General features: G+C 69.3%; 23 protein-coding genes. 3 read left to right on the top strand and 20 right to left on the bottom strand.

The window, feature by feature from the left end; translation table 11 throughout:
• Positions 1-9: 9 nt before the first annotated feature.
• Both ACLQ2Q_RS02675 and tyrS read right to left on the bottom strand, forming a co-directional pair.
• A complete protein-coding gene (locus tag ACLQ2Q_RS02675; protein ID WP_425817672.1) occupies positions 10-816 on the bottom strand; it encodes a DUF4184 family protein in 807 nt (268 codons plus the stop codon).
• Positions 817-849: 33 nt separating this feature from the next.
• Positions 850-2,151 (bottom strand): tyrosine--tRNA ligase, encoded by a 1,302-nt coding sequence (gene tyrS, locus ACLQ2Q_RS02670; protein WP_425817670.1) that lies wholly within the window; start codon positions 2,149-2,151, stop codon positions 850-852.
• Positions 2,152-2,319: 168 nt separating this feature from the next.
• On the opposite strand from tyrS, the gene ACLQ2Q_RS02665 reads away from it, so the two are divergent.
• Genes ACLQ2Q_RS02665 through ACLQ2Q_RS02655 form a run of 3 tightly spaced genes read left to right on the top strand, consistent with a single transcriptional unit; the run spans position 2,320 to position 4,432 of the window.
• Positions 2,320-2,916, top strand: a complete 597-nt coding sequence (locus ACLQ2Q_RS02665) for a DNA-binding protein (RefSeq protein ID WP_425817668.1) — start codon at positions 2,320-2,322, stop codon at positions 2,914-2,916.
• A gap of 12 nt (positions 2,917-2,928) precedes the next feature.
• The gene (locus ACLQ2Q_RS02660) at positions 2,929-3,534 is read left to right on the top strand and encodes a hypothetical protein (protein WP_425817666.1); all 606 of its coding nucleotides are present in this window, start codon (positions 2,929-2,931) and stop codon (positions 3,532-3,534) included.
• A gap of 37 nt (positions 3,535-3,571) precedes the next feature.
• Complete coding sequence (locus ACLQ2Q_RS02655; RefSeq protein WP_425817664.1) at positions 3,572-4,432, top strand: CHAD domain-containing protein; 861 nt, start codon at positions 3,572-3,574, stop codon at positions 4,430-4,432.
• Between the two features lie 9 nt (positions 4,433-4,441).
• Here ACLQ2Q_RS02655 and argH read toward each other — a convergent pair whose 3' ends face one another.
• From argH to infC, 18 genes are all read right to left on the bottom strand, one after another.
• The gene (argH, locus tag ACLQ2Q_RS02650) at positions 4,442-5,881 is read right to left on the bottom strand and encodes an argininosuccinate lyase (RefSeq protein WP_425817662.1); all 1,440 of its coding nucleotides are present in this window, start codon (positions 5,879-5,881) and stop codon (positions 4,442-4,444) included.
• Positions 5,878-6,999 carry a heparan-alpha-glucosaminide N-acetyltransferase domain-containing protein gene (locus ACLQ2Q_RS02645; RefSeq protein WP_425817660.1) on the bottom strand — a complete coding sequence of 374 codons (1,122 nt, stop codon included), beginning with the start codon at positions 6,997-6,999 and terminating at the stop codon, positions 5,878-5,880. Before ACLQ2Q_RS02645 ends, argH begins: the two co-directional genes overlap by 4 nt.
• A 12-nt stretch (positions 7,000-7,011) precedes the next feature.
• Positions 7,012-7,935: an ornithine carbamoyltransferase gene (gene argF, locus ACLQ2Q_RS02640; RefSeq protein WP_425817658.1), complete on the bottom strand. Its 924-nt coding sequence runs from the start codon at positions 7,933-7,935 to the stop codon at positions 7,012-7,014.
• Positions 7,932-9,176: an acetylornithine transaminase gene (locus ACLQ2Q_RS02635; RefSeq protein ID WP_425817656.1), complete on the bottom strand. Its 1,245-nt coding sequence runs from the start codon at positions 9,174-9,176 to the stop codon at positions 7,932-7,934. The genes argF and ACLQ2Q_RS02635 overlap by 4 nt, the downstream gene beginning before the upstream one ends.
• Positions 9,173-10,072, bottom strand: a complete 900-nt coding sequence (gene argB, locus ACLQ2Q_RS02630) for an acetylglutamate kinase (protein WP_425817654.1) — start codon at positions 10,070-10,072, stop codon at positions 9,173-9,175. The genes ACLQ2Q_RS02635 and argB overlap by 4 nt, the downstream gene beginning before the upstream one ends.
• Positions 10,069-11,226, bottom strand: a complete 1,158-nt coding sequence (gene argJ, locus ACLQ2Q_RS02625; RefSeq protein WP_425817652.1) for a bifunctional glutamate N-acetyltransferase/amino-acid acetyltransferase ArgJ — start codon at positions 11,224-11,226, stop codon at positions 10,069-10,071. Before argJ ends, argB begins: the two co-directional genes overlap by 4 nt.
• Positions 11,223-12,278 (bottom strand): N-acetyl-gamma-glutamyl-phosphate reductase, encoded by a 1,056-nt coding sequence (gene argC, locus ACLQ2Q_RS02620; RefSeq protein WP_425817650.1) that lies wholly within the window; start codon positions 12,276-12,278, stop codon positions 11,223-11,225. Before argC ends, argJ begins: the two co-directional genes overlap by 4 nt.
• Positions 12,279-12,707: 429 nt before the next feature.
• A complete protein-coding gene (locus ACLQ2Q_RS02615; RefSeq protein ID WP_425817648.1) occupies positions 12,708-13,025 on the bottom strand; it encodes a GIY-YIG nuclease family protein in 318 nt (105 codons plus the stop codon).
• Between the two features lie 534 nt (positions 13,026-13,559).
• A complete protein-coding gene (pheT, locus tag ACLQ2Q_RS02610; RefSeq protein WP_425817646.1) occupies positions 13,560-16,088 on the bottom strand; it encodes a phenylalanine--tRNA ligase subunit beta in 2,529 nt (842 codons plus the stop codon).
• Complete coding sequence (gene pheS, locus ACLQ2Q_RS02605) at positions 16,088-17,128, bottom strand: phenylalanine--tRNA ligase subunit alpha (RefSeq protein WP_425817644.1); 1,041 nt, start codon at positions 17,126-17,128, stop codon at positions 16,088-16,090. The genes pheT and pheS overlap by 1 nt, the downstream gene beginning before the upstream one ends.
• A 63-nt stretch (positions 17,129-17,191) precedes the next feature.
• A complete protein-coding gene (locus ACLQ2Q_RS02600; RefSeq protein WP_425817642.1) occupies positions 17,192-18,097 on the bottom strand; it encodes an amino acid ABC transporter permease in 906 nt (301 codons plus the stop codon).
• Positions 18,094-18,741, bottom strand: coding sequence for an amino acid ABC transporter permease (locus tag ACLQ2Q_RS02595; RefSeq protein WP_425817640.1), 648 nt, complete (start codon positions 18,739-18,741; stop codon positions 18,094-18,096). Before ACLQ2Q_RS02595 ends, ACLQ2Q_RS02600 begins: the two co-directional genes overlap by 4 nt.
• 70 nt (positions 18,742-18,811) lie before the next feature.
• Entirely contained in the window at positions 18,812-19,726 is a 915-nt protein-coding gene (locus tag ACLQ2Q_RS02590) for a glutamate ABC transporter substrate-binding protein (RefSeq protein WP_425817638.1), read from the bottom strand.
• Between the two features lie 80 nt (positions 19,727-19,806).
• On the bottom strand, positions 19,807-20,562 hold the full coding sequence (locus ACLQ2Q_RS02585) for an amino acid ABC transporter ATP-binding protein (protein WP_425817636.1): 756 nt from the start codon (positions 20,560-20,562) through the stop codon (positions 19,807-19,809).
• Positions 20,563-20,648: 86 nt separating this feature from the next.
• Entirely contained in the window at positions 20,649-21,455 is an 807-nt protein-coding gene (locus ACLQ2Q_RS02580) for a TrmH family RNA methyltransferase (protein ID WP_425817634.1), read from the bottom strand.
• Positions 21,456-21,581: 126 nt separating this feature from the next.
• On the bottom strand, positions 21,582-21,968 hold the full coding sequence (rplT, locus tag ACLQ2Q_RS02575) for a 50S ribosomal protein L20 (RefSeq protein WP_425817632.1): 387 nt from the start codon (positions 21,966-21,968) through the stop codon (positions 21,582-21,584).
• A 30-nt stretch (positions 21,969-21,998) separates the two neighbouring features.
• Positions 21,999-22,193, bottom strand: a complete 195-nt coding sequence (gene rpmI / locus ACLQ2Q_RS02570; protein WP_036301881.1) for a 50S ribosomal protein L35 — start codon at positions 22,191-22,193, stop codon at positions 21,999-22,001.
• A 74-nt stretch (positions 22,194-22,267) separates the two neighbouring features.
• Positions 22,268-23,365: a translation initiation factor IF-3 gene (infC, locus tag ACLQ2Q_RS02565; RefSeq protein WP_425817629.1), complete on the bottom strand. Its 1,098-nt coding sequence runs from the start codon at positions 23,363-23,365 to the stop codon at positions 22,268-22,270.
• Positions 23,366-23,535 lie beyond the last annotated feature (170 nt).

The raw sequence follows: 23,535 nt of genomic DNA, 5'->3' as shown, positions 1-23,535 counted from the left end.
CGCCGCCGATCACCGGTGCAGGGGATGGCGGCCGACGCGCGGGGCGCGTATCGTCCGCTCCAGCTGGATGGCGACCGCCAGCACCGCGGTGAGCAGGCCCCATGCGGCGCAGGCCGGTGGCAGCACGAAGTAGCCGAGATGCGCCGGCGTCCATTCATCGGTCAGCGGCCCGACCGTGACGACGCCCCACACGAGCGCCCCGCCGAGCAGCAGCGGAAGCGACGCCCACCATGACCAGCGGATCCATCCGGGCAGACGGCGGCGGATCGGGTTCACGGAGCTGCGCGCGAGGCTGACCCCAGCCCAGACGGCGAGGATGGCGAGCCCCGCTGCGCTGGACCCGTGCTGCAGCCACTTGACCCCGACGAACGGGCCCCACGGCTCTGCGAGCGCAGGGATCGCCGACACGCCCCACCGGCCTTCATGGGTGAACAGGTCCCAGACGATGTGCGAGACGACGCCGATCGCGAGCGACGCGAGGAGCATCAACACGCCACGCCACGACGGGAAGGTCTCCTTGACGGCGGTTCGCCACCCTGCGTCCCACTCGGTGGGAAGTCGAGACGCCAGCCATCCGGGCACCAGCTCCCGAGTCGCCGGACGCAGCACGCACCGCCAGAGGAGCAGCAGCACGAGCGCGATGACCATGGTCAGCGGAATCCAAGCGAGATCGTGCGTGACCGCGTACCGCGGAAGCACCCCGCGCACGAACAGCGGGAGGTCGGGCGTCATCGCTCCGATCGCGATCGCGGCCGGCACCAGCGGTGTCCGTACGAAGGGCAGCGCGACGACGGCGTGACTGGGAGTGAACGGCATGGCGCTTCGCCTAGCCGGCGGGCGGGGTTCCCGTCATGCGCGCACGAAGACGCCGCCGAGCGTCTTCTTGCCGCGCCGCAGCACTGAAACGCCACCGGGAAGGGAGCCCTGCACGACGGCGGATTCGTTCTCCACCTTCACGCCGTCGAGAGAGACTCCGCCCTGACCGAGCGCGCGTCGTGCCTCGCTCAGGCTGGCGACGAGCCGGGTCTCCACGAGCGCCTGGACGACGGGCGTGCCGGCCGGGAGTTCGGCATGCGGCAGTTCGCGGAGCGCGCTTGCAAGGGTGGCCGCGTCTATGGAGCGCAGATCACCTTGGCCGAAAAGGGCCTCGGATGCCGCGATCGCCGCGTTCGCGGCATCCGCTCCGTGCACCAGGCTGGTGACCTCGGCGGCGATGCGCTTCTGACCGATCCGTCTGAACGGCTCCGCGGCGTGCTCCGCCGCGATCGCCTCGATCTGGGCGCGCGTGAGGAAGGTGAAGACCTTGAGGCGATCGACGACGTCGGCGTCATCGGTGTTGAGCCAGAACTGGTACATCGCGTAGGGGCTGGTCAGTGCCGGATCCAGCCAGATCGCGTTGCCCTCGCTCTTGCCGAACTTTCGCCCGTCGCTGTTCGTGATCAGCGGCGTGCCGATGGCGTGGACGCTCTTCCCCTCGGCGCGGTGGATGAGGTCGACCCCGCTCGTGAGGTTGCCCCACTGGTCGCTGCCCCCGGTCTGCAGCACACAGCCGTACTGCAGGAACAGCTCACGGTAGTCGAGGCCCTGGAGGATCTGGTAACTGAACTCGGTGTAGCTGATGCCTTCGTCCGAATTCAGTCGCGCGCTGACGGCCTCCTTCTTCAGCATGGTGCCGACGCGGTAGTGCTTGCCGATCTCGCGCAGGAAGTCGATCGCCGACAGCGGCGCCGTCCAGTCGAGGTTGTTCACCATCCGCGCGGCGTTCTCGCCGTCGAAACTCAGGAACCGCTGCACCTGCTCCTGCAGGTACCCGACCCACTCGGCAACGGTCTCCTTCGTGTTGAGCGCGCGCTCTGATGTCGGTCGTGGGTCGCCGATCAGGCCGGTCGAGCCACCCACGAGTCCCAGCGGCTTGTGCCCCGCCAACTGCAGCCGACGCATGGTGAGCAGCTGCACGAGGTTGCCGAGGTGGAGACTGGGGGCGGTCGGGTCGAAGCCGCAGTAGTACACGATCGGCGGACCGGCGAGCAGCGCGCGGAGAGCCTGCTGGTCGGTCGAGACGTGCACGAGGCCTCGCCAGACGAGCTCGTCCCAGACATTCTCGAAGGACGGATCGACTGCGGGCGGCGCGGGATCGGCGGACACAGACACTCCGTCAGGCTATCAGCGGGCGCTCGTGCACCTCTTTCCGCCCGTGAGGCCGGCTCGGGATAAGCTCGGAGACATATCTACGACTTGATGAAGTCTGAAGGCTTCAATAGAGTAAGCCTCCAGCAATAATGCTTATGGAATTAGGCGTACAGGCATAATGGAGGACGGATGTTCGTTATCACCGCGGATCAGCGGGCCAGCCGCACCAACCGTGATCTCGTTCCCGCCGCGCTCGCCGATGTCGACCGGCTCGCCGGCAGTCGCCTCGCGGCGCCCGCCGAGCGTACCGTGGGGGACGAGATCCAGCTGGCGACGACCGACGCGGATGCTGCCCTGCAGATCGCACTCCATCTGGTGCGCGCGCAGGAATGGAGCGTCGGAGTGGGAGCCGGTGCCATCGAAGCGCCCCTCTCCACCCACGTCCGGGAAGGGCGAGGCGACGCCTTCCTGCACGCGCGCACGGCCGTCGAACGCGCGAAGAAATCCCAGCAGCGCCTCGCCGTCGAAGCCGACGACCGTGTCGCAGGCGGTGACGCGGAAGCCCTCATCCGGCTGCTCATCGAACTGCGCGATCGCCGGACACCTCAGGGGTGGGAAGTCGCCGATCTGCTGAGCCGGGGAATGACGCAGAAGAGGGCCGCCACGGTGCTCGGCATCACCCCCACCGCGGTGAGCCTGCGCGCCAACGCCGCCGGGCTGCGTACCGACGAAGCGGCGATTCCCGCCCTGGGGCGGGTGCTCGCCCGCCTCGACGGGGGTGCGTGACAGACTGTGCGGATGCCGGCGCTGTTCCCCGAGGCGATCTCCATCGCCATCCTCTCGATCTTCCTGTTTCTCGCGATGTGCGCGGCGCTGGTGCTCATCGTGCTGAGCATGCGCAGGCCCGCGACGCTGCCCCTTGTCGTGGCCGCCGGGCTGGTCGTGTCGGCTCTCGTCCTCGTCTCGGTCGCGCCCCTCAACGTGCCTATTCTCATGGGCATGGTCATCGCACTGCTCGGCACCGCGGTAGGCGTGCTGGGCGGGAACCCGATCACTCGGCGGGTGCTCGAGATCGCAACGCACGGCCGTGTGCGCGACGGGGTGAACGGTGGAATCATCCTGGATGCCGAGGCGGCGGGCACCGCCATCACCGAGCCGTCCGCGGCCGGCGCCGAGGTGATGCGAGGCGGCACGACCATCGGCTACCTGGAACGCCTCGCCGTCGTGGTGGCGCTCATCGCGGGCTATCCAGAGGCGATCGCGATCCTCGTCGCCATCAAGGGTGTCGGGCGGTTCTCCGAACTCGCCGCCGCCGAGGCGAGGGAGCGCTTCATCATCGGCACCCTGTCGAGCCTGCTGTGGGCGTGCATCGTCGGGGCTCTCGTGCGACTGGCGATCTGGTGAACGACCTTCGCTCCGGAGCGACCGAATGAGCACTCGGATGAGCGCGGAGTCCGACGCCGAAGAGACCCTCGGAGGTCTCGTGCAGCGCTACGTCGCGGAGCAGTGCGGCGTGATCCTGGAGAACTGGGAGCCCCTCGGTCGCAGGGAGGCGGAGTCGGTGCACCCCGCCCGGGTGGCCGTCCGTCGCCTGCGCGCGACCCTGCGCACCTTCGGGCGGGTCTACGACGCGCGGGCCGCGGAGGAGTTCGCCGCCGAGCTGCGGTGGTGGGGCCTCGTGCTCGGCGGGGTGCGGGATCTGCAGGTGCTCGGGGAGCGCTTCGCCCCGGACGAGGACCCACGGACCCCGCGTGGCCGGGTCGAACTGTACCTCGCTGCCGAGATCGCGCGGGAACTGGACTCGGCGTGGCGGGCGATGTCGGACGCGATGACCAGCGAGCGCGCCACCCGGCTGTACGACGCGGTCGGCCGGTGGCATCGTTCTCCGCCTTTCGCGGACGATGCCGACCGCCGGCCCGAACGCGCGAGGAAGCGAGTGAAGAAGGCCGACGCGAAGCTCCGCAAGCGGCTCGAGCGCGTTCGGGAAGGGGCCGCGGCGGGCGACCCACGGGCAGCCGATCTGCTTCACTCCGCTCGCAAGACCGCGAAACGCCACCGCTACGCGCTGGAGCTCGCCGCACCGGTGCTCGGCGCCGGCGCGGACGAAGAGATCGAGCGTCGGCGCGAGCTGCAGGATGCCTTCGGGGAACAACAGGACGCCGTCGTCGCGGCCGAGTTCCTCGAGGGCCGGAACGTGGCCGGCGAACCACCAGAGGTCGCCTTCGCACTGGGAGAGCTGACGGAGGCCACGCGCCGACAGGCCCACGACGTGCGAGGACCGCTCGCCGCGGTGCGGGGCTGATTCGGTCGCCTAGAGTCCGAGGGTGTGGGCGGCGGCCTGCACCCGGGCGATCAAGTCGGCTCGCTGCTCCGCCACCCGCTCCGGTGCGGTCCCTCCGGCCCCGGTGCGGCTGGCCACCGAACCCTCGATGGTGAGCACCGATCGGACGTCGGGTGACAGTTCGGGCGAGACGGAGGCGAGCATGTCGTCGCTGACCTCGTCCAGTTCGATCCCGCGCTCTTCGCAGAGCCGCACGAGCGATCCCGAGATCTCGTGCGCGTCCCGGAAGGGGACCCCCCGCTTCACCAGCCATTCGGCGACGTCCGTGGCGAGCGAGAACCCCTGCGGTGCGAGCTCGGCCATCCGGTTCGTGTCGAAGCGCAGAGTGGCCACCATGCCGGCGAATGCCGGAAGCACCAGTTCGAGCGTCGCCACCGAGTCGAACACCGGCTCCTTGTCCTCCTGCAGATCGCGGTTATAGGCGAGCGGCAGCGCCTTCAGTGTGGCGAGCAACCCGGTGAGATTGCCGATGAGGCGACCGGCCTTGCCACGGGCCAGCTCGGCGATATCAGGATTCTTCTTCTGCGGCATGATGCTCGATCCGGTCGAATACCCGTCGTCGAGCGTGACGAATCCGAATTCGCGCGTGTTCCACAGGATGATCTCCTCGGCGAACCGGGAGATGTCGATGCCGATCATCGCCGCGATGAAGGCGAACTCGGCGACGACGTCGCGCGACGAGGTGCCGTCGATCGAATTCTCGGCCGGGCGCGCCATCCCGAGCTCGCGGGCGACCAGTGCCGGATCGAGGCCGAGGGTGGAGCCGGCAAGGGCTCCTCCGCCGTACGGCGAGACGACCGCACGCGCCTGCCAATCCCGCAGGCGTTCCAGGTCACGCACGAGCGGCCACGCGTGCGCCTGCAGATGGTGTGCCAGTGTCACCGGCTGGGCGTGCTGCAGGTGCGTGCGGCCGGGCATGATGGCGTTCTCGTGGGCTTCGGCCTGCGCGACGATCGCGTCGACGACGCGCAGGATGTCGCGGGCGATCGGGCGCGAATGATCGAGCAGATACATGCGCACGAGTGTCGCGATCTGGTCGTTGCGACTGCGGCCGGCGCGGAGCTTGCCGCCGAGCTCGGGACCGACGACCGCGATGAGCGCCTGTTCGAGGGCACCGTGCACGTCTTCGTCGGCCGGACCGGGGCGCAGCGTTCCGTCGGTGATGCCACGCGCCAGCACGTCGAGGCCCTCGTGCATGGCACGCTCCTCCTCGGCCGTGAGGTAGCCGGCAGCGGCGAGGGCCTTTGCGTGAGCGTGCGATCCGGCTATGTCATACAGCGCGAGCACCCAGTCGAAGTGCGTGGAGCGGCTCAGCGCGGCGAGCTCCGGTGAGGGCCCACCCACGAAGCGGGCGCCCCAGAGTGCCCCCTCGTTGGTGGTCGCGTCGCTGGAAGAATCGTCGTCGGTCATGGCGTTTCCAGACTATCGGGGACGGCGAATCGCACGATGCGGTCGAAGGCCCACTCGACCGGTCCACGGCCGACGAGAAGTGCCCATGCGGTGCACAGCACGATCGTCCACAGCGTGAACGGCCAGAACGGCTCCAGCGCGCGGAACGCGCTGAGCTTGCTCTCCCCCGGCGCCGGCGCCGGCTGCAGCAGCGCCCATGCGATCAGCTGGGCGGAGTAGGCGGTGAGCGCCATCGCGCCGACGGCGCGCAGAGGAAGCACCACCCAAGTGAGCGGCGTAGAGGTCGCGAGCACGCACAGTCCGAGGATCGCGATGGCGAATCCACCGGAGCCGACGACCTCGGCCACGCCGCTCGAGTGCGCGTCGGAGTTGGTCACGAACGCCCACAGCGACTCGCGCTCACCGGCCCGGGCGCCGGCCGTCGCGGCGCCGATGGCGTACCCGACCAGGGCGAGTGCGGAGCCCACGCCGAGCAGCGCCGCGGCTGTCCGCGGGCGGGAGAAGGGGAGCCGCGCCACCCCTAGCCCGGCCACGACGAACGCGCTCCACACCAGGAACGGGTAGTGGCCGCCGATCGCCGCGTCGATCAGCCAGCCTTGCGGCGTCGCCCACAGCGACCATCCGGCGACCACGAACTGCACGAACGGCATCGTGGCGGCGAGCGCCGCAGCGAGCGCGAACAGCCACGCGGCCGGAAGCCGGAGCAGCGGAAGCACGAGGAGGAAGAGCACGGCGTAGGCCGGCAGGATGACCAGCACCGGAACCTCGAGGGAGATGAGGGCGATCCCGAGCAGCCAGACCAGCACCGCCCGCACGGCGAGGCGACTCCGCGCGAGCGAGAGTTCCGGGCCGGCGAACGGGGTGGTTCGTCCGGTCACGAGCCCGACCGAGACGCCGGCGAGCGTTGCGAACAGAATCGAAGACCGCCCGTTCACCACGTCGTGCCAGGTGGAGGCGTCCGTCCACTCGAACGGCGGAATCGACACCAGGTGCGCGGCGAACATGCCGATCACCGCGAGCCCTCGCGCCAGGTCGACCCCCGGCACCCGGCGATGGCCGTTCAGCCGCTCCCAGCGGGAGGCGACGTACGAGCGTCTCGTCTCGGTGCGCTCACTCAACGACCGGGGACCCTAGCGCTGTCGCAGCAACCACACAAGCAGCGCCTTCTGGGCATGCAGCCGGTTCTCGGCCTCGTCCCACACGACGCTCTGCGGACCATCGATCACTTCTGCATCGACCTCGTAGCCGCGGTCAGCCGGAAGGCAGTGGATGAAGATCGCACCCGGTCGCGCGAGCGACATCAGCTCCTGCGTCACCTTGTACTGCCCGAGGTCGCGCAGCCGCGCGAGCTTCTCCTCCTCCTTGCCCATCGACACCCAGGTGTCGGTCACCACCACATCGGCGCCCGATGCCGCCTCGAGGCCGTCGGTGTACAGCGTGACGGAGCCTCCGGTCGTCCGGGCGATGGCATCCGCATCCGCTATGACGTCCTCCCGCGGCGCGTACGACTCGGGTGAGGCGACGCGCACATGCATCCCGGCAGTGACGCACGCGAGCACGTAGGAGTGCGCCATGTTGCTGCGACCGTCTCCGAAGAAGGCGAGGGTGAGGCCTTTCAGCTCGCCCTTGTGCTCGCGGATGGTGAGCAGATCCGCCAGCAGCTGGCAGGGGTGGAAGTCGTCCGACAGCGCGTTCACCACCGGCACGCGCGTGCCGGCCGCCATCTCTTCGAGGCCGGCCTGCGCGTACGTGCGCCAGACGATGGCGGCGACCTGGCGCTCGAGCACCCGGGCGGTGTCGGCCGGGGTCTCCTTTCCGCCCAGCTGGCTGTTCGCGGTCGAGATGATGAGCGGCGAACCACCCAGATCGGCGATGCCCACCGCGAAGGAGACGCGGGTGCGTGTCGAGGACTTGTCGAAGATCACGGCGACGGTCTGAGGGCCGGCGAGGCTCTTGTCGGCCCAGCGATCTTTTTTGAGCTCGATCGCGAGGTCGAGGATCTCGGCCTGTTCGGCGGGGTTCAGGTCGTCGTCGCGCAGCAGGTGACGGGTCACGCCGAGACCTCCTGCGCGGCGGGATGATCGAGCAGGAGCGCTTCGGATGCCGTGGCCAGAGCCGCCGCGAAGAGCTCCGTGAACTGGGCGATCTCCGCGTCGCCGATGATGAGCGCCGGCGCCAGCCGGATCGTGCTGTCGTTGGCGGCGTTGACGATGAGGCCGTGCTGCTGGGCGGCGGCCACGACCGCGCCCGCCACGGGATGCGCGAGTCCGACGCCGATCAGGAGGCCCGCACCGCGGGTCCCCTCGACGAGCGGAGAGCCGATGCCCGCCACCGCTTCGCGAACCTGGTTGCCACGGAGCGCCGCGTTGCGGACCAGTCCCGCGCGTTCGATCTCCGTGAGAACGGCTCCGGCCACGGCCGTGCCGAGTGCGTTCCCCCCGAAGGTCGAGCCGTGCGAGCCGGGATAGAAGAGGTCGCTGGCGGCGCCGAAGGTGATCAGCGCGCCGATCGGGAACCCACCGCCGATGCCCTTCGCGACGGTGATCGCGTCGGGGGTGATCCCCGCGTGCTGGTAGGCGAACCAGGCCCCCGTGCGCCCGGCGCCGGTCTGGATCTCGTCGATGATCAGCAACGCCCCGTGCCGCTCCGTCAGTTCGCGCGCCGCTCGCAGGTATCCATCCGGCAGCGGGATGACGCCGGCCTCGCCCTGGATGGGTTCGAGGAACAGCGCGGCCACGCGATCATCCATCGCTTCTTCGAGCGCTTCGAGGCTGACCGGGATGTGCTCGACGCCGGGCACCATCGGCAGGAACGACTCCTGCATCGCCGGCTTTCCGGTGAGCGCGAGCGTTCCCATCGTGCGGCCGTGGAAGGCGTTCTCGAGGGTCAGGATGCGCGTGCGGCCGGTGTCCTTGCCGTGCAGGCGCGCGAGCTTGAACGCCGCCTCGTTCGCCTCGGCGCCGGAGTTGCCGAAGTACACCCGACCCGAATCGCCCGTGCCGGCCAGCCGCTTGAGCCGGGCGGCGAGCTCGAGCTGCGGCTTCGTGGCGAAGTAGTTGGAGACGTGAGCGAGCGTTGCGGCCTGATCGGCGATCGCCTCGACGAACGCAGGGTGGGCGTGCCCGAGCGAGTTGACGGCGATGCCGGCGAGGAAGTCCAGGTACCGACGGCCGTCCTCGTCCCACAGATACGCGCCGCTCCCGCGGGCGAACAGTGCCATACGGGGACCGAAGCTGCGGACGAGGTCGCGGCCCGCGGCATCCTGCCATGTCGTTGACCCGAAGGAATCGGTCACTTCGCCACCACCTCTGTTCCTATTCCGTTGTCTGTGAAGAGCTCGACGAGCACTGAGTGCGGGACCCGTCCGTCGATGATCGCGGCCGTCTCGACACCGCCCTCGACGGCGTCGAGACACGCCTGCATCTTGGGGATCATCCCCGACTCGAGCCTGGGCAGCATGGCGCGCAGCTGCGCGCTCGTCAGGTGCGAGACCAGCGAATCGCGGTTCGGCCAGTTCGCGTAGAGGCCCGGCACATCCGTGAGCACCACGAGCTTGGTCGCCTTCAGGGCGACCGCGAGTGCGGCGGCCGCGGCATCCGCATTGACGTTGAGTGAGTGCCCCGGACGATCGAGATCGGGGGCGATGCTGGACACCACGGGTATGCGGCCCGCGGCCAGATGATCGTGCACGGGGGTCGGGTCGACCTCCACGACATCGCCGACGCGACCGAGGTCCTGCTCGACGCCGTCGATCACCACTCCCCTGCGGCGACCGCCGAAGAGCCCCGCGTCCTCCCCGCTCAGGCCGGTCGCGTGGGGGCCGTGCGAGTTGATCTTGGCGACCAGCTGCGGATTGATCTGACCCGTCAGCACCATGCGCACGACGCTGATCGCCTCGGTGCTGGTCACGCGGTAGCCGCCCTTGAACTCGCTCGGGATCGCCAGGCGATCGAGCATGTTCGAGATCTGCGGCCCGCCGCCGTGGACGACGACCGGCAGCACGCCGACGTAGCGCAGGTAGGCGATGTCTTCGGCGAAGGCGTCCTGCAGCTCCTCGCTGACCATCGCGTTCCCGCCGTACTTGATGACGACGATCTGGTTGTGGAAGCGCTTGAGCCACGGCAGCGATTCGACGAGCGTCTTCGCCTTCGCCGCGGCCTCTTCCGGGCTCGTGTTCTGGATGTCGGTCATGACGCGTAGGCGCTGTTCTCGTGCACGTAGTCGTGGGTGAGGTCGTTGGTGAGGATCGTCGCGGATGCGTCGCCGACCTTCAGGTCGATGACGATGCTGGTCGCCCGAGGGGTCAGGTCGACCTCTTCGCGCGGGCGATCAGGACCGCCGGAGCTGCAGACCCGCACACCGTTCATCTCGACATCCACGTCGTAGGGGTCAAAGAGCGCCGTCGTGGTGCCGATGGCGGCGAGCACGCGGCCCCAGTTCGGGTCGTTCCCGAAGATGGCGGCCTTGAAGAGGTTGTTGCGCGCGACGGAGCGGCCCACTTCGACGGCTTCTTCTTCGGATGCCGCGTGCATGACCTGGATGGAGATGTCATGGCTCGCGCCCTCGGCGTCACCCTGCAGCTGCCTCGCGAGGTCGCTGCAGATCGCCGTCAACCCGGCGCGGAAGGCCGCGGCATCCGGTGTGACACCGCTCGCCCCGCTCACCATCAGCGTGACCTGGTCGTTGGTCGACATGCAGCCGTCCGAGTCGAGGCGGTCGAAGCTCACGCGCGTCGCCGCACGGAGGTGCGCGTCCGCCTCGGACGAGGTGAGCACCGCGTCGGTCGTGAGAACGACGAGCATCGTCGCGAGCCCGGGCGCAAGCATCCCGGCGCCCTTCGCCATGCCGCCGATGCTCCAGCCGTCCGCCTGGTAGGTCGCGGTCTTCTGCACCGAGTCGGTCGTCATGATGGCGTTCGCCGCATCCGGCCCGCCCTCCGGGTTCAGCCGCGCGATGCCCTGCTCGACGCCGGCGAGCACCTTGTCGCGGAAGACCTGGTCGCCCGTGCCGATCAGCCCCGTCGAGCAGACCAGGATGTCGCCGGCCCCGACGCCGAGCAGCTCGGCGGCGCGCTCCGCCGTCTGGTGCGTCGTCTGGAATCCGAACGACCCGGTGAAGCAGTTGGCGCCGCCGGAGTTCAAGACGATGGCTTCCACAACCCCGTCGCGGATGACCTGCTCGGACCAGAGGATCGGGTTCGCCTTGGCCCTGTTGCTGGTGAAGACGGCGGCGCCTGTCTTGAGCGGGCCGCGGTTGACGATCACGGCGACATCCGGTTTGCCGGTGCTCTTGAGGCCGACCGCGACGCCGGCCGCTTCGAAGCCCTGGGGAGCGGTGACGCTCACGGTGCCACCCCGTTCACACTGAGTGCGCGGCCCTCGGGAAGGCCGAGCGCGATGTTCATCGATTGGATGGCGGCGCCCGCCGTGCCCTTGGTGAGGTTGTCGACGGCGGCGATCACCACGACCCGGCCGGCGGCGCGGTCGACGGCGAGGCCGAGAAGAGCCGTGTTGGCGCCGATCACATCCGCCGTGCGCGGGAACTGGCCCTCGGGCAGGAGCTGGACGAACGTCTCGCCGCCGTAGGCGGATTCCCAGGCGGCCCGGATCTCGGCATCCGTCGCGCCCGACGCGATGGGTGCGGAGCTGGTCGCGAGGATCCCCCGTGCCATCGGAACGATGATCGGGGTGAAGGATATGCGGATGCCGTCTGCCGGTCCCCCGGCGGCGACCAGCGCCTGCCGGATCTCGGGGATGTGCCGGTGGGTGCCGCCGACGCCGTACGGGTTGGCCGATCCGAGGATCTCGCTGCCCAGGAGGTGTGGTTTCAGGCTCTTGCCCGCGCCGCTCGGACCGACGGCGAGCACCGTCACGATGTCGGAGGGATCGATCACTCCCGCCGCGACGCCCGGGGCGAGGCTGAGCGCGACCGTGCTCGCGTTGCAGCCGGGTGCGGCGATGCGCGTGGCACCGACAAGGCGCTTTCGCTGCCTGCCGTTCGCAGGACCGACCGGAAGCTCTGGCACACCGTAGGTCCAGGGGTCGGAGAACTCGCCGCCGTAGAAGCGATCCCACTCGGCGGTCGATTCGAGGCGGTGATCCGCCCCGCAGTCGATCACGAGGGGTGTGTCCGCGAGCGCTTCGGTGAACTGGCCCGACTGCCCGTGGGGCAGCGCCAGGAAGACGATGTCGTGGCCCGCGAGGGTGTCCGGCGTCGTGTCCTGCAGCGTCAGATGGGCGAGCGAGCGCAGGTGCGGCTGGTGCGCGACGAGCGGCTGGCCCGCGTTGGAGTGCGCGGTGACGGTGCGGATCTCGATGTCGGGATGATCGGCGAGGAGGCGGAGGATCTCGCCACCCGCATAGCCGGATGCGCCGGAGACGGCGACCGAGTACGTCATGGTTTCTACCTTATGGTCAGGAGTGCGGAGGCCGGGGACGGCGACACCGGCTGCTCGACCCGGGCGAAACCGGGGAGCGCGGGGTCGCCTACGGTCGGCGGTCGCTCTGACGACGGCGCGCGGGAGCGACGCTCGCGAGGAGCGTCGCGGGAAGCTGCGCGGCCGAAGGCATGCCGCGACCATAGCCGCCGGTGGGCCGGCTCCGCAAATCGATGGCGGGACGTGCCACGGTCGCCGAGCCTGTCGAGGCGTCGGCCCCCAACCCGGTCGCCGAGCCTGTCGAGGCGTCGCCCAACCCGGTCGCCGAGCCTGTCGAGGCGTCGCCCCCGACCCGGTCGCCGAGCCTGTCGAGGCGTCGCCCCCAACCCGGTCGCCGAGCCTGTCGAGGCGTCGCCCCCTCGACCCTTCGACAAGCTCAGGGACCTATCCCTAAGCTCCGGTCGCCGAGCCTGTCGAGGCGTCGCCCCCGGCACGCGACAACCCGGGGAGATCATCGAGCCGACCCTCCATCAGCGCTTCCTTCTTGGCCCGACTCCACTTCTGCACCTGCTTCTCGCGCCTGAACGCGTCGTCGATCCGGGCGAACGACTCGACATCGACCAGAACGACCGGGCGCCGCTTGATCGTGTATCGCGCGGCGTAGTCCTCGTCATGGTTGTGCTCCCAGACGCGGGCCTCCGGATCCTTGAGCGTACTTCCGGTGTAATACGCTCCATCGCGGCAGCGCACGATGTACATGTATGGCATTCGGCCATGCTGGTTCGCGTCGCTTGACCCGAGCACGCCCGTGACTGAAGGTGTGGAGAACGTGCTGACCGCCGAGCCTGTCGAGGCGTCGCACTCTCGACCCTTCGACAAGCTCAGGGACCGGACAGTGCAGTGACCTGAAGCCCGGCCGCCGAGCCTGTCGAGGCGTCGCACTCTCGACCCTTCGACAAGCTCAGGGACCGAGAGCAAGCTCAGGGACCGGACAGTGCAGTGACCTGAAGCCCGGCCGCCGAGAATGTCGAGGCGTCGCACCCTCGACCCTTCGACAAGCTCAGGGACCGAGAGCAAGCTCAGAGACCGGACCGCGAACGACCCTTCGACAAGCTCAGGGACCGAAAGCAAGCTCAGGGACCGAGAGCAAGCTCAGGGACCGGAGAGGGCAGTGACCTGAAGTCCGGCCGCCGAGCCTGTCGAGGCGTCGCCCCGTCGACCCTTCGACAAGCTCAGGGACCGAGAGCAAGCTCAGGGACCGAGAGCAAGCTCAGCGACCCCAGAACAGGCCGCAGCCGGGGACTACTCGCGGAGCGTGGCGCCGAAGCGCTCCGCGGCGAGCGCGACGCCCGCGAGCTTCGAGTCCGTCGCCTCGGCGGCGGTGAGCGTGCGATCCGGCGCCCGGAAACGGAGCGCGAACGTGAGGCTCTTCGAACCATCCGGGATGCCGGTTCCCCGGTAGTCGTCGACGAGGCGCAGCGACTCCAGGAGCTGCCCTGCGCCCTCCTCGAGGGCGGCGCGAACGTCGCCGGCGGCGACACCGATCGGCACCACCAGCGAGACGTCCTGCGTCGCGGCGGGGAAGCCCGACAGCGATGCGGCCACGACCTTCTCGCCCGCAAGCCTCAGGAGGAGGTCGAGATCCAGCTCGGCCACGATCACCCGGCCCGGGAGGTCGGCGGCCTCCGCCACCGCCGGCAGGAGCTCACCGGCGTAGCCCACCACGGTCGGGGAGTCGCCGGGCACCGCGAGCACCGCGGTCCGGCCCGGGTGCAGCGCCGCACGCTCGCCCTGCGCCACCGTGAGCTCGACGCCGGCCGCGAGAGCGATGGTCCGCACGCCGTCCAGCGCGTCCGCCAGGCCCGCGGGCACGGGGGCTACGTCCGGCTGCTTCGGCACCGTGTTGCCCACGAGCAGCAGACCGACGTGTCGGCGCTGCGGCGGGATCGACGCGTCGAGCGCGGCGAGGGTCGCGGCATCCGGTCGCACGGCGAGGGGCGGCACCGAGTCGGTGCCGTAGACGACCCCCGGTTCGGGCAGGAACACGGTGCCCACCTCGAACAGCGACAGGTCGGTCAGCCCGCGCGCCACGTTGCGGTGCGCCGCCTGCAGCAGCCCCTGCACGAGAGAGCGGCGGAGGTACGGAGCCTGCCCGTCGAGCGGGTTGGCCAGCCGGATGCTCGGCAGGTGCTCTCCCGTCGCCGAGCCGTGCAGGTCGTTCTGCTCCTCGGTCGTGAACGGGAACGAGGGCGTCTCGACGAAACCGGCTGCCGCGAGGGCGTTGGAGACCCGCCGGCGTCCCTGCTGCGCCGGGGTCAGCCCCCGGCCGGAGGGCGGCGTCGGCAGCACGGACGGGATGCGGTCGTAGCCCTCGATGCGGGCGACCTCCTCCGCGAGCGTCCACTTGTCGGTGAGATCCGGGCGCCAGCTCGGCGGGGTTACGACCCACCCTCCCTCGGCATCGAGCACCCGGCATCCGATCAATTCGAGCGCTTCGCGCACCTCGGCATCCGAGTACTCCACTCCGATGAGGCCCGACACGAAGTCAGCCCGGAGCGGGATCTCTGGCGCCACGAACGGCTCGACGATCATGGCCCCGAGGTCGGACGCGGTCCCGCCCGCGTAGGCGACCATCAGCTGCACGACTCGGTCGGCGGCCGCCGCGGCCACCAGCGGATCGACACCGCGCTCGAACCGGCGCGACGCCTCCGATGGGAGCTTGTGCCGCCGCGCGGTGCGTGCGATCGAGATCTGGTCGAAGGTCGCCGCCTCGACGAGCACGTTGCGCGTACCGTCGCCGATCTCGGTCGTGCCACCGCCCATGACGCCCGCGAGGCCGATCGGTCCCGATCCGTCGGTGATCAGCAGGTCTTCGCGATCGAGCACCCGCACCTGACCGTCGAGGGTCTCGAGCTTCTCGCCGTGCTGTGCGCGGCGCACCGTGATGCCGCCGTTCAGCTTGTCGAGGTCGTATCCGTGGATCGGGTTGCCCAGTTCGAGCATCACGTAGTTCGTGATGTCGACCAGCACCGAGATCGAGCGGATGCCGGCGAGGGTCAGGCGCGTGATCATCCAGGGCGGGGTGGGGCGTGAGGCATCCACATCGAAGACGGCCCGCACGGCGAACCCGGTCGCACCGACCCGGCCGCGGATCGGGGCCTCGTCGAGGATCGCGAGCGGGAAGCCGCTCGCCGTCCACTCCGGGGCGTCGGCGCCGGGGTCGCGGAACGGCGCGCCCGTGGCGTGCGAGTACTCCCGCGCGACGCCGCGGATCGACAGCGCGTAGCCGCGGTCCGGCGTCACGTTGATCTCGACCGCGACGTCGTCGAGCCCCAGCAGCGAGATGGCGTCGGTGCCGACGGGTGCGTCGACGCCGAGCTCGGCGAGGCGCAGGATGCCCGAGTGCTCGCTGCCAAGCCCGAGCTCCTTCGCCGAGGCGATCATGCCATCGGAGACGTGCCCGTAGGTCTTGCGTGCGGCGATCGGGAAGGGACCGGGCAGCACCGCACCCGGGAGCGTCACCACGACCTTGTCGCCCTCGAAGAAGTTGAGCGCACCGCACACGATCCCGTGCACGGCCGGGCCACCATCCGCGGCCGTTTCGCCGTCGGGCGCCACGCGCACCTGGCACCAGCGGATCGTCTTGCCGTTGGACTGCGGCTCCTCGGTGAACTCCAGAACCTCGCCCACGACGATGGGGCCCTGCAGCTCGAACCTGTGGACGTCCTCCTCCTCGAAGCCGACCGACACGAGTGCCGCAAGCACGTCTTCCGGGGTCGCCTCGGCGGGGACATCCACGTACTCACGCAGCCACGACAGGGGGACGCGCATCAGACCACCATCCCGAACTGCTGCGAGAAGCGGATGTCGCCCTCTGCCATATCGCGCATGTCCTGCACGTCGGAGCGGAACATCAGGGTCCGCTCGATCCCCATCCCGAACGCGAAGCCGGAGTACTCCTCCGGATCGATGCCCGCCGCGCGCAGCACGTTGGGGTTGATCATGCCGCAGCCTCCCCACTCGATCCAGCGGGCTCCGCCCTTGAAGGTGGGGTGCCAGAGATCGAGCTCGGCGCTCGGCTCGGTGAAGGGGAAGAAGTTCGCGCGGAAGCGCGTCTTGGCCTCCGGTCCGAAGAGCACGCGCGCCGCGTGATCCAGGGTTCCCCTGAGGTGCGCCATCGTGATGCCCTTGTCGACCACGATGCCCTCGAACTGGCTGAAGACCGGGAGGTGCGTCGCGTCGAACTCATCGGTGCGGTACACGCGACCGGGGCAGAGCACGTACACCGGCAGCTCCCGCGCGAGCAGTGAGCGCACCTGCACGGGGCTCGTGTGGGTGCGCATCACGAGGTGGCGCTCCGGCGGGTCGACGAAGAAGGTGTCCTGCATCTGCCGCGCGGGGTGGTCGGCGTCGAAATTCAGCGCGTCGAAGTTGAACCACTCGTGCTCGAGTTCGGGGCCCTCCGCGATCTCCCAGCCCATGCCGACGAAGATGTCGCTGACCTCCTCCTGGAGAAGAGTGAGCGGATGCCGCGCCCCGAGGCGCGCGCGGGAAGGCAGCGCCGTGACGTCGATCCGCTCGGCCTCGAGGCGGGCTGCGGTCTCGGCCTCGACGAGCTCGGCCTCCCGGGCGGCGATCGCCTGGCCGACCCGCCCTCGGGCCTGACCCACGAGCTTTCCGAACGCGGCCTTGTTCTGCGGGGCGACATTGCGCAACTGAGCGTTCAGAGCGGCGAGCGGCGATCCCTCCCCCGCGTGTGCGGAGCGCGCGGCCTTCAGCGCCGAGGAATCGGATGCCGCGGCGACCGCGGCGAGCGCGGCCTCGGCGGCGGCATCCACCGCTTCTGGTGTGATTTCGGGTACGTCGGACACGAGAGTCGAGTCTACCGACGGCTGTGCCGCGTCCCGTTCAGCGGGGGCGCAGGCGGCGCCCGGTCAGACGGTGGCCCTGCCCGTGTTGAGCGTGCCGTCCTCGACCTGCGTGATGATGAGCTGGGTGTCCGTGCCGTCCTTCTGACGCGGGTCTCGCGGGACCTTCGGCGAGCGACGCGTTCGCCTTTCCACCTGGTTCGCGATGAGCGACAGGATGAGGCACAGTCCGATGTAGATCGACCCGATCACGATGGTCGCCGGAACGATCGGCGAGTCCAGCTGCGACTGCGATCCGAGGTAGCGGGCGTAGAACAGCAGCTCGGGGTACGTGATGATGAAGCCGAGGGCGGTGTCCTTGAGCGTGACGACCAGCTGGGCGATGATCACGGGGAGCATGGCGCGGATCGCCTGTGGCAGCAGCACGAGTCGCATGACACCCGATTTGCGGAGCCCGATGGCGTACCCGGCCTCCTTCTGCCCACGGGGCAGCGACTCGACGCCCGCCCGGATGACCTCGGCGAGCACCGATCCGTTGTAGAGCACGAGTGCGATGACGACCGCCCAGTACGGCGCCATCTTCACGCCGATGACGGGCAGGCCGTAGTACAGCAGGAACATGAAGATCAGCACGGGGACCGCCCGCAGGAACTCCACGATCGCCGTCACCGGCGTGCGGATCCAGGCGTGGTCAGACATCCGGCCGATCGCCAGAGCGAATCCGAGGATGAGCGCCCCGATGCCGGCCACCGCGAATGCCGCCAGGGTGCGAAGCGTGGCGAGACCGATCTGCAGCCACACGTTCGTGTACGTGAAAGCGGCCCACTTCTCGGCGGAGAACTGGCCCGTCACGGCCAGGCGCCACACGAAGAAGCCCACGATGGCGGCGACCACCACCACGGTGACGACGCCGAGCACTCGGTTGCGGACGATCGCCCGCGGACCGGGCACGTCGTAGAGCACGGAAGTCATCGCGCCACCCTCCATCGGTTCTCCAGGGTGCGCTGCGCCCATGACAGCAGGAGCACGAGGGCGACGAAGGACACCATCACCCAGAGGATCACGACCATCTGGTTCTCGCCGCGCTCGCTCAGGTAGTTGCGCACCGATCCGAGGTTGATGACCGAGAAGCCTGCCGCCACCGTCGTGTTCTTCAGCAGGGCGATGAACACGCTCATCATGGGAGGGATGACCGAGCGGAAGGCCTGCGGCATGACCACGAGCGACATCACCTGGCCGAAGGTCATGCCGATCGCCCGAGCCGCCTCCGCCTGACCCACGGGGACGGTGTTGATACCGGAGCGGATCGTCTCCGCAACGTACGTCGCGGTGTAGATGCCCAGGGCGCTGATGGCCAGGATCAGCGGGTTGATCCTCATCTGCAGGAGAGGCGGCAGCGCGAACACGAATCCGAAGAACACCAGCGTCAGCGGCGTATTGCGGATGATGTTGACGTACAGCGTTCCCATCGTCCGGGCGATCGGTACGGGCGAGACCCGCATCGCGCCGACGATGATGCCGAGGATCAGGGCGAGCAGTCCCCCGCACACGAAGAGCACGAGCGTGCCGTACAGGCCTTCCAGCCAGATGTCGGCGTTGTCGCTGATCACGCCCATGGCTCATCCTCTCGTTTCGGGGGAAGTGCTCCGGGAGCGGCGGGCCGAAGCCGCCGCTCCCGGAGGACGATCACTCGTCTACAGCGGGCTGCGTCGCCTCGATGCCGGCCGGGGCGAGGTGCTCTTCGAAGAGGGCGGTCCAGACATCGCCGCCGTCCGTGAGCAGGGTGTTGATGTGATCCTTCAGGGCCGTGTCGCCCTTGGCGAGTCCGACGCCGTAGCGCTCCTCGCTGAAGGGCTCTCCGACGATCTTCAGGGCGTCGGGCTCCTGCGCGACGTAGCCGGCCAGGATCGCCTGGTCGGTCGTGATGGCGTCGACCTGTCCGTTCTTCAGCTGCTCGACGCACTGCGAGTACGTCTCGTACTCGACGGTCTCGCCCGGGTTGTACTCGTCTCGGATCCGCTGCAGAGGCGTCGAACCGGTGACGGAGCAGACGACCTTGCCCTCGAGGTCGTCGGGGCCGTTGATGGAGTCGTCGTCCGCGGCCACGAGCAGGCCCTGACCGGTCTCGAAGTACGGGCCGGCGAAGTCGATCTGCTCCTTGCGGGAGTCGGTGATCGAGTACGTGCCGACGTAGTAGTCGATGTCGCCGTTCACGATCGCCTGCTCGCGGTTCGCGGACGGGATGGTGACGTACTCGATCTGGTCCTCGCTGAACCCGAGCGACGCCGCGATCCAGCGGGCGATGTCCACGTCGAAGCCGGAGCGTTCGCCGGTCGTGGCGTCCTCGATGCCCAGACCCGGCTGGTCGTTCTTGACGCCGACCACGACGCCGTCGCGCTCCACCATGGCGTCGTACGTCGGGCTGCCCTCGAGGGACACGTCCGTCGAGACCTCCCAGAGCGCCTCGCTGGTGGTCTCTTCTCCGGTATCTCCGCCGTCGTCGCTGGGGGCCGCGCCGGGTGTGCCGCTGTTGCACGCCGACAGCATGAGCGCCGCCGTCACCGCGAATGCGGCTCCTGCGACGATTCGTGACTTTCGCATGTGATTCCTCCTTGTGTTGCGTCTCTCAAGTGAGCGGGTTCGACGGCTCACCGCGCGCGGCCGTGCCGACGCGCAGCGCCTCAGTGGGTGATGAGCTTGGAAAGGAAGTCCTTGGCGCGATCCGTGCGAGGCGTCGTGAAGAAGCCGTCGGGGGTCTGCTCTTCGAGGATGAGTCCGTCCGACATGAAGACGACGCGGTCGGCCGCCTTCCGAGCGAATCCCATCTCGTGCGTAACGACGATCATCGTCATGCCATCACGGGCGAGACCGACCATGACATCCAGCACCTCGTTGATCATCTCCGGATCGAGCGCGCTGGTCGGCTCGTCGAAGAGCATGACCTTCGGGTTCATGGCCAGCGCCCGGGCGATCGCGACGCGCTGCTGCTGTCCGCCGCTGAGCTGAGCGGGCAGCTTGGATGCCTGGTGCCCGACGCCGACGCGGTCGAGCAGAACCTGCGCCTGACGTTCGGCATCGGCCCGCTTGAGCTTGCGGACCTTCATGGGCCCGAGCGTCACGTTCTGCAGGATCGTGAGGTGCGCGAAGAGGTTGAACGACTGGAACACCATGCCCACGTCGGCGCGGAGCTCGGCGAGGCCCTTGCCCTCCTTCGGCAGTTCCTTGCCGTCGATCGTGATGGTTCCGCTGGTGATGGTCTCGAGGCGGTTGATCGTCCGGCAGAGCGTGGACTTGCCCGAGCCGGATGGGCCGATCACGACCACGACCTCGCCGCTGTTGACGGTGAGGTCGATATCGGTCAGGGCCTGGAAGTCCCCGTAGTGCTTCTGCACGTCTTTCATCACGACGAGGGGTGTGGCGGTCGCGCTTTGAGCCATGCCCTCACCATAGGAGGCGGATGGCGCGCCCGCAGGAGGTTGCCGGTGTCTTTACCGGAACGTAACAGTTGCGGAATGTGACCGCGTCAGGAGCGCTCGCGCTGCGCGAACGCCGTTTCGTAGAGGCACACGCTGGCGGCGGTGGCGAGATTCAGCGATTCGGCGCGACCGAAGATCGGCAGCCGCAGCGCGCGATCCGCGAGCGCCAGGCTCTCGTCATCCAGCCCTCGCGCCTCATTGCCGAACAGCCAGGCCGTCGGTCGGGACAGCACGCCTTCGGCGCGGGCAGCAAGCAGATCGTCGCCCTTGACGTCGGCGGCGATGACCTGCAGTCCGGCGGAGCGAGCCCGGTCGATGATCTGGTCGAGCTCGCCCCCGACCGAGACCGGAAGGTGGAAGAGCGAGCCGGTCGTGGCACGCACGACCTTCGGGTTGTAGGGGTCGACGGTGCGGCCGGTGAGCACGACGCCGTCGGCGCCGGCGGCATCCGCTGCCCTGATGATGGTGCCGAGGTTGCCGGGATCCCGTACCTCCTCGCAGATCGCGATGAGCTTCGGCGACCCCGCCAAGATGTCCCTGACGGATGTCGGAGTCTGGCGCGCGACGGCGATCACGCCCTGCGGGGTGACGGTATCGGCCATGGCGTCGAGCACCGCTTCGGTGGCGAAGTCGATGTCCACCCCGGCGGCCCCCGCGGCGGACCTCAGATCCGGATGCCGCTCCACGGCGGTCGGCGTGGCGAAGAGCTCGACGACGCTTTCGGGCACGTACGACAGGGCCTCGCGCACGGCCTGCGGACCCTCGAGCAGATAGAGCCCGGTCTCGTGGCGCGCGCTGCGCTTGGTGAGCTTCGCGACCGCACGCACGCGCGGAGATCGAGGGTTTTCGAGCACGCGCTCAGTCTAGGGGCGGGCGCGCGCCAGCAAGCCGGGGGTGTGGGGCGGAGCCCCACAAAGACGCGCGGGCACACGAAAGGGGCGCCCTCCCGAAGGAGGGCGCCCCGAACGACGATGATGCGACTACGCGGTGGCCTTGGGGGCCGACGTGTCGGCGGGCAGCGCCGCCTTCGCCGTGGCGACCAGCGACGCGAACGTGGCCGGCTCGTGCACGGCGAGCTCCGCCAGCATGCGACGGTCGACCTGCACACCCGCGAGGCCGAGGCCCTGGATGAAGCGGTTGTACGTCAGGCCGTTCTGGCGGCTCGCGGCGTTGATGCGCTGGATCCACAGGCGGCGGAAGTCGCCCTTGCGCTTGCGACGGTCGCGGTATGCGTAGACGAGGGAGTGGGTGACCTGCTCCTTCGCCTTGCGGTACAGGCGCGAACGCTGACCCCGGTAACCGGAGGCACGCTCGAGGATGACGCGACGCTTCTTGTGGGCGTTTACGGCCCGCTTGACTCTAGCCATTTCTCATTTTCCTATCGTGTCTCGGGCGCGTCAGCGGCCGAGGAGCTTCTTGGCGACCTTGGTGTCGGCCTTGGACAGAACCTGGTCCTGGTTCAGGCGACGTGTACGGCGGCTCGACTTCCCCTCGAGGTTGTGGCGCATTCCGGCCTGCTGCTTCTTGAGCTTTCCGCTGCCGGTGATCTTGAAGCGCTTCTTGGCACCCGAGTGGGTCTTCTGCTTCGGCATCTTCCGTGTTTCCTTTGCTGGGGCCCTACGGGGCTTCGTTGTGTGTGCTGCCCGACGAGCGGGAGTCTGCTGTCCTACTCGGCGGATGCCGGAGCAGGTGTGTCTGTGCTTCGCGCCGGTGCGGCGGGCTTGCCCGGTGTGGGCTTCGGCGCCGCGGGCTTCGCGGGTGATGCTGCGGGCTTCGCCGGTGCGGCCGGCTTGGCCGGTGCTGCGGGCTTCGCGGGTGCCGCCGGCTTCGGGGCTGCCGCCGCTGCGGGCTTCGCCGGTGCTGCCGGGCCGGTCGCCGGGGGCGTCGCCGGGGCGGTCGCCGGGGGCGTCGCGGGTGCCGCCGGCGCGGATGCTGCCTGCGCGGCCGCCGCGGGCTTCGCCGGTGTCGCGGCAACCTGCTCGGCCGCCGCGGGCTTCGCCGGTGTCGCGGCAACCTGCTCGGCCGCTACGGCGGGTGCCGTGGCCGGTGCTGCCGCCTGCGGCTGAGCCGCTGCGACGGGCTCGCTGAGCGCGGGTGCCTCGTCGAGGGCCGGCGCCGAATCCGTGGCGGGCCTGCGCTCGCTGCGTGCGGCCTCCTTGTTGGCAGCCCGGACCGCGTTCTGCTCGGTCTTGACCTCGGACTTGTTTTTGTGCGGCGCGACGACCATGACCATGTTGCGACCGTCGATCGTGGGGTTCGACTCCACTGTGCCGAACTCGGCGACCTCTTCTGCGAACTTGCGGAGGAGGCGGACGCCCTGCTCGGGGCGCGACTGCTCGCGGCCGCGGAACAGGATCATGGCCTTCACCTTGTCGCCCGCCTGGAGGAAGCCCTCGGCGCGCTTGCGCTTGGTCTCGTAGTCGTGCTGGTCGATCTTCAGACGGAACCGGACCTCCTTGAGGACCGTGTTCGCCTGGTTGCGTCGGGCCTCCTTGGCCTTCTGCGCTGCCTCGTACTTGAACTTCCCGTAGTCCATGATCTTGACGACGGGAGGCTTCGAGTTGGGAGCGACCTCGACGAGATCGAGGTCTGCTTCCTGGGCAAGACGAAGGGCGACCTCGATGCGGACGACGCCGATCTGCTCGCCTGCCGGGCCGACGAGTCGGACCTCCGGCACGCGGATGCGGTCATTGGTGCGGGGATCGCTGATGCGGAACTCCTCTTTGTGCGGATTCGGCCGCCGCGACGCGAGGATTCGTGTCACGGGCGAATTCGGATCACAGTCCACCCGGCACGTGCAGCGCCTGCACCCTTGCTACCCCTGCGCTGGCGGCGCGGAGGCGGAGTGCTGTGACCCGGTAGCCTGGAACGGCAAGCGCGGGTGGGATGTGAATCCTCTTTCGAGCCGGAGCAGAACGCTCCGGAGCCCGCCCA

The organism is Microbacterium sp. DT81.1 (assembly GCF_049844955.1).
Lineage (GTDB): Bacteria > Actinomycetota > Actinomycetes > Actinomycetales > Microbacteriaceae > Microbacterium.
The sequence above is the reverse complement of the archived record's forward strand: the minus strand, read 5'-3'. Positions and strand labels throughout refer to the sequence as shown.